This window comes from Streptomyces sp. NBC_00249 (genome assembly GCF_026342355.1).
In the GTDB taxonomy this organism is placed as follows: domain Bacteria; phylum Actinomycetota; class Actinomycetes; order Streptomycetales; family Streptomycetaceae; genus Streptomyces.
The window spans coordinates 950,638-964,213 of record NZ_JAPEMV010000001.1 but is presented as its reverse complement, the minus strand read 5'-3'; the positions used below and the strand labels follow the sequence as shown (position 1 = coordinate 964,213).

The following is a 13,576-nucleotide window of genomic DNA, read 5'->3' as shown; positions in this document are numbered from 1 at the left end:
CAGCTCTGGCCGGCCGGACCACGGTCACCGGCCGCACGGTCACCCTCATCGCCCTCGGCGGCGCGACCACGGCAGCGCTCGCCCTCATCCCAGGTCCGCTGCCCCTGCTGGTTGTCCTCGCGGTCTTGGCAGGAGTCGTCCGCGGTAACCTCACCCTCCTGCAGGCCACCGCCGTCACCGACCGGTGGGGCACCACCCACTACGGCCGCCTCTCCGGACTCCTCGGCGCCCCGGCCCACATCGCCGCCGCCCTCGCCCCCTGGGCCGGCGCCGCCCTGGCCGGCCCCCTCGGCGGCTACCCCCAGCTCTTCGGGATGCTCGCGGTGCTCTCCGGTGTGGCCGCGTGCCTCGCGGTGCGGGGACGGACTGGCGCGACATCAGCTCCGCAAGTCAAGAGGGCATGGCGGGCCCGAGGGTCATGTGGTGCCCCTTGGGGACCAGTTGGGGACCAGCGTCCACGTCGATGGGCGCACAGCATGTACGGATGTGCACGCTGTGCGCCTTGAGATTATGCTTTATGTCAGGATTTTTCCTCCGACCCATCGATCTGGGGGTCAAGGGGTCGCAGGTTCAAATCCTGTCGTCCCGACTCGAGAGAGTCGTGGGTCAGGGGCCGTTTTGGAGCAATCCAAAACGGCCCCTTGATCGTTTTTGGGGACCAGGGCGGTCAGTGCGGGTGATCTGGCCGGCGTCGAGGTGAGGTAGCGCTGAGTGGTGGTCAGCGAGCCGTGCCCGGCGATCTTGCGTAGGACGTGAAGCGGCACGCCGGCGTCGGCGAACCAGGTCAGTCCGGTGTGGCGCAGGTCGTGCCGTCGGAGGTGTTCGAAGCCGAGTTCCGTGACGACGGCGTCCCAGTGAGTGGCGTCGCGCAGGACCGCAGTGGAGATGCGACCGCCACGCGGTCCGAAGAAGATCCGGGCATCGGGGTCATTGCCGACGGCCAGCAGCCGCTGGGCAACCATCGGCCGTACTTCCCCGATTAGGGGCACCTTGCGGACGCGCTTGCCCTTGGTGGCCTTGTCGACGAGCCCGCCTTGGGCGGGGGTGGTCTGCCGTCGTACGGTCCAGATCCAGTTGTCGGTGTCGATGTCCCTGACGCGGACTCCGGAGACCTCACCGATGCGGGCTGCCCCTGTTGTGAAAGTGCTGGTTACAGCCACTTGTTGATGGCTGCGACCAGCACTGTCGCTTCGTAGCGGACGGCGAATTTGTCGTACCTGGTGGTGACGGCCCGGTGGCGCTTGAGCCGGTTGATCCCGCACTCGACCGCGTGCCGCTGCTTGTAGTCGTCTCTGTCGAACTTCGGCGGCCGACCGCCGCGCGAACCGTGTCCCAGCCGGTTGCGGACCCGGTCCGCCGGGACCGGGATCGTGGCCTTGATCCCACGTCTGCGCAGGCAGGCGCGGTTACTGCGGGAGTCGTAGGCCTTGTCCGCCATCGTATGCCGTCCATCAGCTGCCGCCGCTTCCACACCTGCGGCCGGCCAGGCTTGATGCCCCGCGGCAGCAAAGGCTCAAGCCTGGCCCACTGGCCGTTCGTCAGATCTCCACGTTCCACGAGACGTGATCATGAACTAACAAGATCCACTTTCGCAACAGACCCTAGCCCGAGACGATTCCGCCCCGAGGCGGAGGCGCGTGGCATCCCGTTCGGGCTGTGGGGCGGTGGTTGGCTTCCAGAACGAGTCTTGGGCGCCGTGGCGCTCCCGGAGCAGGGCGGCGCTAGGGATTATGGGATCGAAGCTGTGCCATCGGACGACAGGTACCTTTCGACTCGGGGGCCATGGAACTCCCGGACCTCGCGTACGTCATCACCCGCATCGGCGAGTCCTTCGTACACGCGGATCTGATCACCGGCGACGAACCCGACGCGACCAAACCGGCGGCTGCCGTCGCCGCACTGCTGCGCTGAACTGCCCACCGGCACCCGGGACCTGGCCGCCGGCGTTCTTCGCGCCGGAGACCGTGGCCGCCATGCAGTTCCGTCCGGACATGCGAAGCCTCCGGCCGGATGCTCCAATGGCTCTGGAGGTCTGTCCGTCGCCGTGTGTCGTGGCGAGCGCCCCTGGACCACGGGCTGTGGGTACGGCCCAGACCGCAATCCGCTCGTGAGGAGTGGTCACGACCGCATCGGCGCCCAGTTGGCGGCGAACGGCCGCACCCCCGTCCGGGCCCTGCCGGCCTCGCCGGACGCGGCAGAGTCGACGACGGCTCCCGCCGAACCGGCCGTCGCCTGAAGACTCCAGCCGGGCGAACCCGGTCCGCTACGGTCCACCCGCACCCCCTGGGAGATGAGCGAACATGCCCGGACCCCCTCGTGGCATCGCCCGCACAGCCGTGATGACGTGCAGAACCGAGACGGGACACGTCGGATGACGGCGTCGGATCCGCGCCCCGCGGGGCCTGGCGGGGGGACACAACCCGAAGAGGCGGACCGGCTGCGTGAACTGCTGCGCAGCCCCGGCTATCTGAAGGCGCTCGTGTTCTGTGCCCTCATCGGTGTTCCGGTGTCGCTGGTGGCTTTCTGGTTCCTGGTCGCACTCCACAAGCTGGAACACCTGATGTGGGGCGATCTACCTGAGGCTCTGGGGTGGGGCGCCCCGCCGTGGTGGTGGCCGCTGCCGTTGCTGCTCGTGGCCGGCGCGGCCGTCGGGCTCGTGGTCACCCACCTGCCCGGCGCCGGAGGCCACATCCCCGCCTCGGGACTGCACACGGGCGGGATCACGCCGCGGGCCCTGCCCGGCGTGATCCTCGCCGCCGTGATCAGTCTTCCCCTGGGAGCCACGCTCGGACCGGAGGCGCCGTTGATCGCCCTCGGCGGCGGCCTGGCCCTGCTCTTCAGGGATCTGGCGCGGGTGCCGGCGACGGCCAAGAGCACGGCACTCCTGGGCGCGGCAGGAGCAGCGGCTGCAGTCGCGGTGATCTTCGGAAACCCGCTCATCGCGGGGGTGATGCTCATCGAGGTGGCCGGGGTGGGCGGGCCACAGCTGTTCGCGGTCATGCTGCCCGCGCTCTTGTCGAGCGGGGTGGGCTCACTCGTGTTCACCGGCTTCGGCCGCTGGACCGGACTCAGCGCGACCAGCCTCTCGGTGAAAGTGGGTGTGCCCGCTCCGCGGCTCGATGCCGGAGACGTGGTCTGGGCGGTCCTGATGGCAGTGGCCATTGGTGTCGTCGTTCATCTGATCATGGGAGGGGGCCGGATGACCGCGCGGTTCGTCGCGAAGCGTCCCGTCGTCCGTACGGCCCTGTCTGCCCTGGCAGCAGGCGCCTGCGCCGCTGTGTACGCGCTCACCACCGGCCGGTCGCCCGCGGACGTGGCGTCTTCCGGCCAGGCGACGCTGAGCCGGATGGCCGCCGATCCGCATTCCTGGGGGGTCGGGGCCCTGATCGCCGTACTGCTCTGCACGGGAGTGGCCTACTCCTTGTGCCTGGGCAGCCTGCGAGGCGGCCCGGTGTTTCCCTCGCTGTTCCTGGGCTGCGCCGTGGGCGTGCTGCTCGCGCCCCTGCCGGGCCTGGGGGTCGTACCGGGAATGGCCGCGGGCATGGCGGCCGCGACGACCAGTGCCTTGCGGCTGCCGGTCAGCAGCATCGTGCTCGTCGTCCTGGTGCTCGGCAGCGTGGCCATGGTTCCCGTGGTGATCCTGGCGGCCGTCGTGGCTTTTGTGACGACCCAGTTGCTGCCGCCCGGATCCGCCGTTCCACCGGTGGGCAAACCCGCGGAACCGCAGACCGTGCATCCCCCTGCCGCCGGCCTGTCCGGCTCCGCCTGAGGTCGCCCCCGCACGGTGGCCGAGGTGCGCCGCGGACTGCGCGTACCGAGAGTGGAAGTACCCGGCCGGAGACGGGACCGGCCGGTGGCACCGAACGAAGGAGGCCGCATGGCGCGTCACCACGTGCGCGAACCCATGCGGGGACCGCCGCACGAGCCGGAAGCCCTCGGCACGAAGGTGCCCGCAACCGTGGTGCTCGTGACAGGCGTGGCGGGGTCGGGGAAGTCCACGGTGGCGCTGCTGCTGGCCGACCGGCTCGGCTGGGCGCACAGGGACGCCGACGACTTCCACACCCCGGCGAACCGGGCCAGGATGGCGGCCGGCGAGGCCCTGACCGACGAGGACAGACGCCCGTGGCTGGCTGCCCTCGAGGCATGGATCGACCGGCGGATCGCAGCGCGGGAACCCGCTGTCGTGGCTTGTTCCGCGCTCAAGCGCGCCTACCGGGACCAACTGGCCGGGGGACGGCCCGAAGTACGTCTGGTCCATCTGCACGGTTCACGGCAACTCATCCGCTCCCGGCTGCTGTCCAGGCACGGCCACTTCTTCCCCGCACAGCTGCTGGACAGTCAGTTCGCTGACCTCCAGGAGCCGGAGCCCGACGAGTACGCCTGTGTGGTGGACGTCGACCAGCCCCCGGAAGCCGTTGTCGCAGCCGTCGTCGCCCAGCTCTACGCCGTACCGACCGAGGAGCCGCACATGCCCCCCACAGCATCAGGAGAACAGTGGAGGCTGCGCCACGGTGCGCAGGCGGCGGTGGTGGTCGAGCTGGGCGGCGCCCTGCGCCACTACGAGGTGGGCGGGCGGCCGCTTCTCGACGGATTCGCCGCCGACGAGAGGATCACCGGCGGACGGGGGCAGCTTCTCGTGCCCTGGCCGAACCGGGTGGGCGGCGGGCGCTATCGATTCGGGGCTGAAGACCTGCAACTCCCGCTGACCGAACCGGAGAACAACAATGCGATCCACGGGCTCCTGAGGTGGGTGGCGTGGCAGCTGCTCGCCCGCAGCGAGGACGCGGTCACGGTGGGCACCGTCCTCTTCCCGCAGCCTGGATACCCTTACCAGCTGGAGGTCGCCGCCGAGTACCGGCTTGGCGGGGAGGGGCTCGAGACCACCGTCACCACCACCAACGTGGGGGGCACGGCCGCACCCTACGGCGTGGGCCAGCACCCCTATCTGACCGTGGGCACCGAATTGGTGGACATCGCGCTGCTGACCGTGCCGGCCCGCCACCGGCTCAGTACCGACGAACACGGCCTGCCGACCGGTGAGGAGCCGGTCGACGGCACGGCGTACGACTTCCGCATCGCCCGGCCCATCGGCGAGCAACGACTGGACACCGCCTACACGGGGCTCGACCGGGACCCCGCCGGCCACTGCGTGGTTCGGCTGGCGCACCCTTCGGGGCTCCGCGGCATCGACGTACGGCTCCTCGAGGGCATCCGGTACGTGCAGGTCTACACCGGGGACACGCTGTCGGAGCCCGGGCGGCGTCGGCGCGGCGTCGCCATCGAGCCGATGTCCTGTCCGGCCGACGCCTTCCGCAGTGGCACGGCGCTCACCGTCCTGGAACCGGGCGGCAGCCACGTCTTCCGGTGGGGCCTGGCCCCGTGGGGGTCCTGGTGACCCCGGACACCGGGCCGTCAACGCCGAGGCCCATGACCGATGACGCCTTTCGTGCGTTGTACGAGGAGCTGCGCGACAGGAGCCCTCGTCCCCCGGGCGACCGGCGCGGTACCCTCGGCCACCTGACGTCCGAGCGGGTGGTGGCCGCCGCCGCCGAGGTCCGCTCCGGACTCACGGTGTCCCTGGCCGCGCCCATCGAAACCCTGCCCGGCCCGGACAATCCCGACCCCGCACACCACCGGATGATCACCCCCACCGCCGGTGAGACCGGTGCCGGCGGGCTGCACTTCGCCCGCGACCGGTTCGCGATGAACGTGCACGGGGACGCGGACAGTCATCTCGACGCGCTGTGCCACGTGCTGTTCGACGGGGAGCTCTACAACGGCGTGCCGGCGAGCACCGTGACGCCCGAGGGAGCCCGTGCGCTCTCCGTCGAGGTCGTCCGGGACGGCATCGTCGGCCGTGGCGTGCTCCTGGACGTTCCGCGGCTGCGGGGCGTGCCCTGGCTGGAGCCAGGGGATCACGTGACCGCCGATGACCTGACCGCGGCGGAGGCGGCCCAAGGGGTCCGGATCCGGCCGGGGGACATGCTGTTCGTACGAGTGGGGCATCGCCTACGGCGCCGGGAGCTCGGGGCGTGGAACGCCGCGCGGGCCCGGGCCGGCCTTCATCCCACGGCCGTGCGGTTCCTGGCCGAGCGGCAGGTCTCCGTGCTGGGCGCGGACGGCAACCACGACACCGCCCCCAGCGCGGTGGCCGGGATCGGCTTTCCCGTGCACGTGCTGGCCATGCACGCCATGGGACTGCATCTGATGGACTACCTGCAGTTCGAGGACTTGACCGAGGCGTGCGCACGCACGGGCCGGTGGTCGTTCCTGTGCGTGATCGCGCCGCTCCGGCTCCCGTCGGCCACCGGCTCGCCCGTGAACCCGATCGCCGTTCTGTGACGCCCATGGGCGTGAAACCCTCCCGGTCGCCGCACACGGGAAGGGGGGATACGTTCGAAGAGGTGGGGTGGCTGCCGTGTCCCGGCAGCGCGCGGAGTCAGGGCCCGGCGAAAGGGCGGGGCCCACGAGCGCAAGGACGGTGGTCGCCGTGGGCGACTCCCCGCACTACGACGTCGTCATCATCGGTTCGGGCGCCGGCGGCGGTACGCTCGCCCACCGGCTCGCCCCGTCCGGCAAACGGGTACTCATCCTCGAACGCGGTGACTACCTCCCCCGCGAGCGGGACAACTGGGACTCCACCGCCGTGTTCGTGAAGGGCAAGTACCGTGCCCCGGAGTTCTGGCTGGACAAGCACGGCGACGAATTCCCGCCCGAGGTCAACTACTACGTCGGGGGAAACACCAAGTTCTACGGCGCCGCCCTCTTCCGGCTGCGGCCCGAGGACTTCGGGGAACTCCGCCACCACGACGGGCTGTCGCCGGCCTGGCCGATCCGGTACGAGGACCTGGAGCCCTATTACACGGAGGCCGAGCACCTCTACCTGGTCCACGGACGCCACGGCGAGGACCCGTGGGAAGGGCCGTACAGCGCGCAGTACGCCTACCCGCCGGTCGAGCACGAGCCACGGATCCAGCAGCTGAGCGACGATCTGGAGAAGCGGGGCATGCACCCGTTCCACCTGCCCATCGGCGTCAACCTGAGCCAGGACGAGAACGGGCGGGCGACCGAGTCCAGCGTCTGCATCCGCTGCGACCGCGTGGACGGCTTCCCCTGCCTGGTACGCGGCAAGTCGGACGCCCAGGTCATCTGCGTGGAGCCTGCCCTGCGGCATCCGAACGTCGAAATGATCACCAATGCCCGGGTGGTCCGGCTGGAGACCGACCCGACCGGACGTAGCGTCAGCACAGTCCTGACGCGGAGCGAGGACGGGGTCGAGGTCTCCTACTCCGCGGACATCGTGGTCGTCGCCTGCGGGGCGGTCAACTCGGCGGTTCTCCTTCTGGCCTCGGCCAACGACCGCCACCCCCGGGGGCTGGCCAACAGTTCCGGCGTGGTCGGCCGGCACTACATGCGCCACAACAACCTTGCGTTGATGGCCATTTCGAAGGAGCCCAACGACACCAGGTTCCAGAAGACCCTGGCCCTGCACGACTGGTACCTCGGTGCCGACGACTGGGACTACCCCCTGGGCGGCATCCAGATGCTCGGCAAGTCGGACTCCGACCAGATCCACGGTGAGGCGCCCCGATGGGCGGGTGCCGTGACCCCCGACATGCCCTTCGAAGTCATGGCCCACCACGCGGTCGACTTCTGGCTGTGCGGCGAAGACCTTCCCCTCCCCGACAACCGGGTCACCGTCGACGGCGACGGCACCATCCGTCTCGTGCTCGACGAGAAGAACAACATGGAGGGGCTGAAGCGCCTGCGGCACAAACTCCAGGGCATGCTCGGCCATCTGGGGATGCACGAGCACCACCTCCTGTCGCGCAGCATCTACCTCCACAAGGGCATGCCGATCGGCGCCACGGCGCACCAGGCCGGCACCGTACGATTCGGCGACGACCCGGCCGCATCCGCGCTGGACGTGAACTGCAAGGCCCATGATCTCGACAACCTGTACGTGGTCGACACGAGCTTCTTCCCGAGCATCGGCGCGGTCAACCCGTCCCTCACGGCGATCGCGAACGCCCTGCGCGTGGGGGACCACCTCGTGGAACGGCTGAGCTGACCCCGGAGCTTGCTCCGACCGGGGGGTGATGCTCGGCCGCGTGGCCCAAGAGCGCCTCGCCCGGGCTGCCGATCTCTGAAGAGGGTGCTTCCGTGGCGGTCGGACTCTGTCGGGCAGCGGTCCGGCGGACCGGATCCGGACCGGGCAGTCGAGGAGGCAGTCGATCGTGAGTTCCACCGAGGGTGTACCGCAGGGAGTGATCCCGGCTCACCTGCTCAAGGGCCAGAAAGCGCTGGTCACCGGCGCCAACAGCGGAATCGGAAAGGCAACGGCAATCGGCCTGGGCCGGGCCGGCGCCGATGTGGTCGTGAACTACGTGGCCGGCGCGGAAGAGGCCGAGAAAGTGGTCGCGGAAATCGCCTCGTTCGGCGTGCGCGCCGCCGCGTACGAGGCGGACGTGTCCCGGGAAGACCAGGTCGTGGCCATGATGGACCGGATGGTCCAGGAGTTCGGCACGATCGACATCCTGGTCGCCAACGCCGGGCTGCAGCGCGACGCCCCGTTCGAGGAGATGACGCTCGCCCAGTGGCAGAAAGTGCTGGACGTGAACCTCACGGGCCAGTTCCTCTGCGCGCGCGAAGCGACGAAGGAGTTCCTGCGGCGCGGCGTCGTCCCGGAGGTGTCCCGCGCGGCCGGAAAGATCATCTGCATGAGCTCCGTCCACCAGGTCATTCCCTGGGCGGGGCACGCGAACTACGCCTCATCCAAGGGCGGTGTGCAGATGCTGATGGCGACCCTGGCCCAGGAACTCGCGCCCAAGAAGATCCGCGTGAACGCGATCGCTCCCGGAGCCATCAAGACACCGATCAACCGGGACGCGTGGGAGACGGAACAGGCTCGGGAGGATCTGCTCCGGCTGATCCCGTACGAGCGCATCGGCGAGCCCGAGGACATCGCCTACGCCGCCGTGGCGCTCGCCTCCGACCTCATGGACTACGTCGTGGGCACCACGCTCTACGTGGACGGCGGGATGACCCTCTTCCCCGGCTTCGCCACCGGCGGCTGACCCCCCCCGGCCGACCCGTCATCCCTAGCGCCGAAGGAACGTATGCACACCACGGTCCATCTGCTGGCGGCAGACGCCCCCGCCCAACTGCTCCCGGCCAGGGAGCTCATGGCGTTCACCCTCGCCTCCCACATCATCCTGGTGCCGATGGGAGTGGCACTGCCGCTCATCACCCTCGTCATGCACTACCGAGGCCTGCGTCGGAACGACGCCACAGCACTGCTGCTGGCCCGGCGCTGGTCGGCCGTGATGGCGGTGCAGTTCGCGATCGGCGTCGTCACCGGCACTGTGCTCTCGTTCGAGTTCGGCCTGCTCTGGCCGGGGCTGATGGGCAAGTGGGGCGATGTCTTCGGCATCGGGTTCGGCGTCGAGGCCTGGGCGTTCTTCCTCGAAGCGGTGCTCATCGCCATCTACCTGTACGGCTGGCGCAGGCTGAAGCCACGCACCCACTTCCTGCTCGGGCTGCCGCTGCCGGCCACAGCGCTGCTCGGGGCCTTCGGAATCCTGGCCGCCAACTCCTGGATGAACACCCCGCAGGGGTTCTCGCTCGACGCCCAGGGCAATCCGGTCGACGTGGACGTCTGGAAGGTCATCTTCACCCCGATGTTCGGGCCCCAGTACTGGCATTTCGTGGTGGCGATGCTGGTGACGGCGGGCTACGTCGTGGCAGGTGTCTACGCCGTCGGATGGCTTCGCGGCCGTCGGGACCGCTACCACCGGCTCGGCTTCGCGGTCCCCTTCACCATCGCCGCTGCGGCCACTCCGGTGCAGCTCGTGCTGGGCGACTCGATCGCCCGGGCGGTGTTCCACAAGCAGCCCGTGAAGTTCGCGGCGATGGAGATCGTCTGGGAGACCGACAGCCACGTTCCGGAGTACCTGTTCGGCCGCCTCCACCCGGACGGATCGATCTCCGGCGGTATCAAGATCCCCCAGCTCGACTCCATCCTGGCCGGGTTCAGCCCGGACACCACGGTGACCGGGCTGACCTCCGTACCGGCGAGCGACCGGCCGAACGCCACTCAGGCCACGATCGCCCACTGGGCCTTCGACATCATGGTCGGAATCGGCACCCTGCTGGTGATCCTCGCCCTCTGGTACGGCCTGGTCTGGCTGCGCCATCGCCGGCTGCCCGCCTCGAAATGGTTCTACCGCAGCGCCGCCTGCGCCGGTGTCGGCTCCGTCGTCGCCGTCGAATGCGGCTGGATCACGACGGAAGTGAGCCGCCAGCCCTGGATCGTCTACCAGAACATGCGCGTCGCCGAGGCCGTGACATCGACCCGTTCCACCACCCTCTGGATCATGTTCGGCCTGGTGATCGTGGTGTACGTGTTCATCTTCGGGGCGTTCCTCACCGTCCTGCTGAAGATGCGCGACCGCTGGCGACTGGCCGACGAGCAGACGGACGGGCGGCCGGCCGAGGCACCGGAGGCCGTCACCCCGTACGGCCCCCGCCCTCCTGTCCCGGCCGGCGACACCCGCTCCTCGGGAGACAGCGGGCCCACTGCGTCCGGGGGTGATGGGCCGTGATCGCCGACGTCGTCGCTTTCGCGATGCTGCTCGCCGTGACCGCCTACGCCTGCGCCGGCGGAACCGACTACGGGGCCGGCTTCTGGGACCTGGCGGCCGGCGGAGCCGAGCGCGGCAAGCGCCCCAGATGGCTGATCGATCACGCCATGGCCCCCGTGTGGGAGGTCAACAACGTCTGGCTGATCTTCGCCCTCATCATCATGTGGACCGGATTTCCCGTGCTGTTCCAGACCGTGTTCACCGCGATGTGGCTTCCCCTGGCGCTGGCTGCCCTCGGGATGGTCCTGCGCGGTGCCGGATTCGCGCTGCGCAAGCCCAGCCGCCGACTGGCCCGGCGGCGCCTCTACGGTGCCGCGTTCGCCATCGCCTCCGTGCTCACCCCGTTCTTCCTGGGGGTGGCCGTCGGCGCCATCGCCACCGGCCGGGTCGCACCGGGCACCGAAGCCTCGGCGGACGCCTGGGCCACCTCGGCGTCCCTCCTGTTCGGACTCTTCACCGTCGCCGCGACCGCGCTCCTCGGCGCCGTGTTCCTGACCGCCGACGCCGCCCGCTTCGACGCACCCGACCTCGTCGGCTACTTCCGGTTCCGCGCCCTCCTCAGTCTCGTCGCGGTGGCCCTGGTGGCGGTGGGCGTGCTCCTCGTCACCCGCGGCGACGCCCCCCACGTCTGGCACGGGCTCACCCACGGCGCGGGACTGGCGCTCGCGGTCGTGTCCGCCCTGTTCTTCGCCGCCACGGCGGTGCTCGTGCTGCGGAGGGAGGCCCGCTGGGCTCGCTTCAGCGCCGTAGGCCTCGTCGCCGCGGCCGTCTTCGCCTGGGGCCTCGCCCAGCGTCCCTACCTCATCCCCACGTCCCTGACCGTGGCGGACGCCGCGGGCGATTCCCAGACGCTGACCTGGCTGTCAGTGGTCAGCCTCGTCGCCCTGCTGCTCGTCGCCCCGGCAGTCTTCCTCCTCTACTGGATGGACACCCACGGCGAGCTGGAGCCCCTCACCGAGTCCGACCTGCGCCGGACCCGCCCCGCGCAGGGTGACGGAGCCGACGGCGACTGACCTTGCGGCGCCGCCCCGTTGGCCGCAGCCGAATCGGACGCCGACGGGGCAGCCGGCCTGCGGAACCCCGTCGAGTCCCCCATCGCGCCCGTGAGGCGAGAAAGGAAACCGCCGTGAGCGAGGACGACATCCTCCTCGGCATCGCCCTGGTCGTGGCCCTGGCCGCCGCCTGCCAGATCCTCGCCGGCAAACTGCGCGTCCCCGCGCTGATCCTGCTGCTGCCGGTCGGTTTCGCCGCGGGCGCCCTGACCGACGTCGTCCATCCGGACCAGCTGATCGGGGAGGAGTTCTCCGCCCTGGTGTCCCTGTCCGTGGCGGTGATCCTCTACGACGCCGGGCTCGGCCTGGACCTGCGCAACCTCACCGGCCACCCCCGCGCGATCGTGGGCAGGCTGCTGCTTTTCGGAGTCGCCCTTACCTTCCTCGGCGTCTGTGCCGTCGCCCCGGCCCTGTTCGGCATGTCGCTCAGGGTGTCCGCGATGGTAGGCATGATCCTCGTCGTGTCGGGGCCCACGGTCGTGGGGCCCCTGCTCCAGTACGTGCGGCCGACGGACAAGGTACGGCGCCTGCTGATCTGGGAAGGGACGCTGACCGACCCGATCGGCGCCATCCTCGGGGCACTCGTCTTCCACGCCATCGCCACGACGCACCATATCGACATCGGTCGCGGGTACCAGATCGGCCAGTTCCTCATCAGCATGGCAGTCGGCCTCGTGGGCGGAGCCGTCGGGGTCGCGCTGCTGTGGCTGACCCTGCGCGTGCTCCGGCTCGGTGAGACGCTCGGGACCCTGGCGCAACTGGCCACGGTGATCGCCGTTTCGGCAGGATGCGACATAGTCCGCGACGACACCGGGCTCATCGCCGCGATCGTCACCGGTATGGCCGCGGCCAACATCCGGGGCTTCGACATGCCCGCCCGCCGGCCCTTCTTCGAGACGCTGGTCCAGCTGATCATCGGGCTGCTGTTCATCTCCATCTCGGCCAGCGTCACCCCAGCCTCCCTGGTCCCTGTGCTCGTTCCCACGCTCGTCCTGGTCGCGTTCCTCGTCCTCGTGGTGCGGCCGCTTGTGGCATTCACCGCCACCATGGGCAAGGACATGACCCTGGGGGAACGGGCCTTCGCGGGATGGATGGCCCCGCGGGGCATCGTCGCGGCCTCCACCGCGGCGGCCTTCTCCGCGGCCCTCGTCCAACTGGGGCTGCGCGGCGCTTCCAAAATCCTTCCCATCACCTTCCTCGTGATCGTCTCGACGGTGGTGCTGTACGCCCTGACGGCCGGCCCCGTGGCCCGGCGGCTCGGCGTCGCCACGCCGAACCGCACACGGCCCCTCCTGGTGGGCGGCGCTCCGTGGGTGATTGCACTGGGAAGAACCCTGCAGTCGGCGGGGCTCGACGTGCAGATGTGGGCGGGACTGGACGAGGAGCGCGAACGGATCAAGGACGCCGGAATCAAACTGGCCAGAGGGGACCTGCTGGCGACGGCCACCAACCCCAGGGCGCGGCTGGAGGGAGTCAACGCCGTCTTCCTGCTCACCGATGACGACGACTTCAACGCGCTCGCCTCGGTGCTGGTCGAGGACAACGTCGAGGGACCCGTCTACCGGGTCGGACCGCCCCACCAGAGCCACGGTGTCGTCGCGCCCTACACGGGCGGCGCAGTCCTGTTCGGCGGTTCACTCGTCAGACACGTCCTGGCGGCACGGTACGAGCAGGGCGCCCGGTTCCTGGTGCAGCCCGCGTCCGATCAGCTCCCGCCGGGACATGAAACGCTGTTCGTGGTCCGCGACGACGGCCGGCTGGCGCCGGTGGACGAGACGCAGGCCGTCATTCCGCAAGAGGGCGACCTCGTCGTTCTCCTCGGCCCCGTACCGTCCCCTCCCGACTAGTGCCGTGACCCGGTGAACCTTTCCGGTCACGGCA

The 13,576-nt window shown here is 70.0% G+C and carries 11 protein-coding genes and 2 pseudogenes; 11 read left to right on the top strand and 2 right to left on the bottom strand.

Features of this window, described 5'->3' with window-relative positions; all coding sequences use genetic code 11:
• Positions 1-5 precede the first annotated feature (5 nt).
• Positions 6-506 (top strand): annotated as a pseudogene (locus OOK31_RS04220) (MFS transporter); the annotation flags it as partial.
• 192 nt (positions 507-698) lie between these two features.
• Here OOK31_RS04220 and OOK31_RS04215 read toward each other — a convergent pair.
• Together OOK31_RS04215 and OOK31_RS04210 are read right to left on the bottom strand one after the other, a co-directional pair.
• Positions 699-1,262: pseudogene (locus OOK31_RS04215) on the bottom strand (tyrosine-type recombinase/integrase); the annotation flags it as partial.
• Positions 1,151-1,438 carry a transposase gene (locus tag OOK31_RS04210; RefSeq protein WP_267010956.1) on the bottom strand — a complete coding sequence of 96 codons (288 nt, stop codon included), beginning with the start codon at positions 1,436-1,438 and terminating at the stop codon, positions 1,151-1,153. The pseudogene OOK31_RS04215 and the gene OOK31_RS04210, both read right to left, overlap by 112 nt.
• 344 nt (positions 1,439-1,782) lie before the next feature.
• On the opposite strand from OOK31_RS04210, the gene OOK31_RS04205 reads away from it, so the two are divergent.
• The 10 genes from OOK31_RS04205 (at position 1,783) to OOK31_RS04160 (ending at position 13,542) form a co-directional block, all read left to right on the top strand.
• Positions 1,783-1,911: a QsdR family transcriptional regulator gene (locus OOK31_RS04205; protein ID WP_267010955.1), complete on the top strand. Its 129-nt coding sequence runs from the start codon at positions 1,783-1,785 to the stop codon at positions 1,909-1,911.
• 196 nt (positions 1,912-2,107) lie between these two features.
• Positions 2,108-2,236 carry a hypothetical protein gene (locus OOK31_RS04200; protein ID WP_267010954.1) on the top strand — a complete coding sequence of 43 codons (129 nt, stop codon included), beginning with the start codon at positions 2,108-2,110 and terminating at the stop codon, positions 2,234-2,236.
• Positions 2,237-2,371: 135 nt separating this feature from the next.
• Positions 2,372-3,769, top strand: a complete 1,398-nt coding sequence (locus tag OOK31_RS04195) for a chloride channel protein (protein ID WP_267010953.1) — start codon at positions 2,372-2,374, stop codon at positions 3,767-3,769.
• Positions 3,770-3,877: 108 nt separating this feature from the next.
• Positions 3,878-5,395, top strand: a complete 1,518-nt coding sequence (locus OOK31_RS04190; protein ID WP_267010952.1) for a gluconokinase, GntK/IdnK-type — start codon at positions 3,878-3,880, stop codon at positions 5,393-5,395.
• A gap of 32 nt (positions 5,396-5,427) precedes the next feature.
• Complete coding sequence (locus OOK31_RS04185; protein ID WP_267010951.1) at positions 5,428-6,342, top strand: cyclase family protein; 915 nt, start codon at positions 5,428-5,430, stop codon at positions 6,340-6,342.
• A 148-nt stretch (positions 6,343-6,490) separates the two neighbouring features.
• On the top strand, positions 6,491-8,071 hold the full coding sequence (locus OOK31_RS04180) for a GMC oxidoreductase (protein ID WP_267010950.1): 1,581 nt from the start codon (positions 6,491-6,493) through the stop codon (positions 8,069-8,071).
• Between the two features lie 166 nt (positions 8,072-8,237).
• On the top strand, positions 8,238-9,077 hold the full coding sequence (locus tag OOK31_RS04175; RefSeq protein WP_267010949.1) for an SDR family oxidoreductase: 840 nt from the start codon (positions 8,238-8,240) through the stop codon (positions 9,075-9,077).
• Between the two features lie 42 nt (positions 9,078-9,119).
• Positions 9,120-10,604 carry a cytochrome ubiquinol oxidase subunit I gene (locus OOK31_RS04170; protein WP_267010948.1) on the top strand — a complete coding sequence of 495 codons (1,485 nt, stop codon included), beginning with the start codon at positions 9,120-9,122 and terminating at the stop codon, positions 10,602-10,604.
• Positions 10,601-11,656, top strand: a complete 1,056-nt coding sequence (locus OOK31_RS04165; protein ID WP_267010947.1) for a cytochrome d ubiquinol oxidase subunit II — start codon at positions 10,601-10,603, stop codon at positions 11,654-11,656. Before OOK31_RS04170 ends, OOK31_RS04165 begins: the two co-directional genes overlap by 4 nt.
• Before the next feature lie 113 nt (positions 11,657-11,769).
• The gene (locus tag OOK31_RS04160; protein ID WP_267010946.1) at positions 11,770-13,542 is read left to right on the top strand and encodes a sodium:proton antiporter; all 1,773 of its coding nucleotides are present in this window, start codon (positions 11,770-11,772) and stop codon (positions 13,540-13,542) included.
• Positions 13,543-13,576 lie beyond the last annotated feature (34 nt).

Coding starts and splice junctions, on each gene's coding strand:
- OOK31_RS04195 (WP_267010953.1), top strand. CDS start 2,372: ATGACGGCGTCGGATCCGCGCCCCGCGGGGCCTGGCGGGGGGACACAA.
- OOK31_RS04205 (WP_267010955.1), top strand. CDS start 1,783: ATGGAACTCCCGGACCTCGCGTACGTCATCACCCGCATCGGCGAGTCC.
- OOK31_RS04210 (WP_267010956.1), bottom strand. CDS start 1,438: ATGGCGGACAAGGCCTACGACTCCCGCAGTAACCGCGCCTGCCTGCGC.
- OOK31_RS04185 (WP_267010951.1), top strand. CDS start 5,428: ATGACCGATGACGCCTTTCGTGCGTTGTACGAGGAGCTGCGCGACAGG.
- OOK31_RS04190 (WP_267010952.1), top strand. CDS start 3,878: ATGGCGCGTCACCACGTGCGCGAACCCATGCGGGGACCGCCGCACGAG.
- OOK31_RS04170 (WP_267010948.1), top strand. CDS start 9,120: ATGCACACCACGGTCCATCTGCTGGCGGCAGACGCCCCCGCCCAACTG.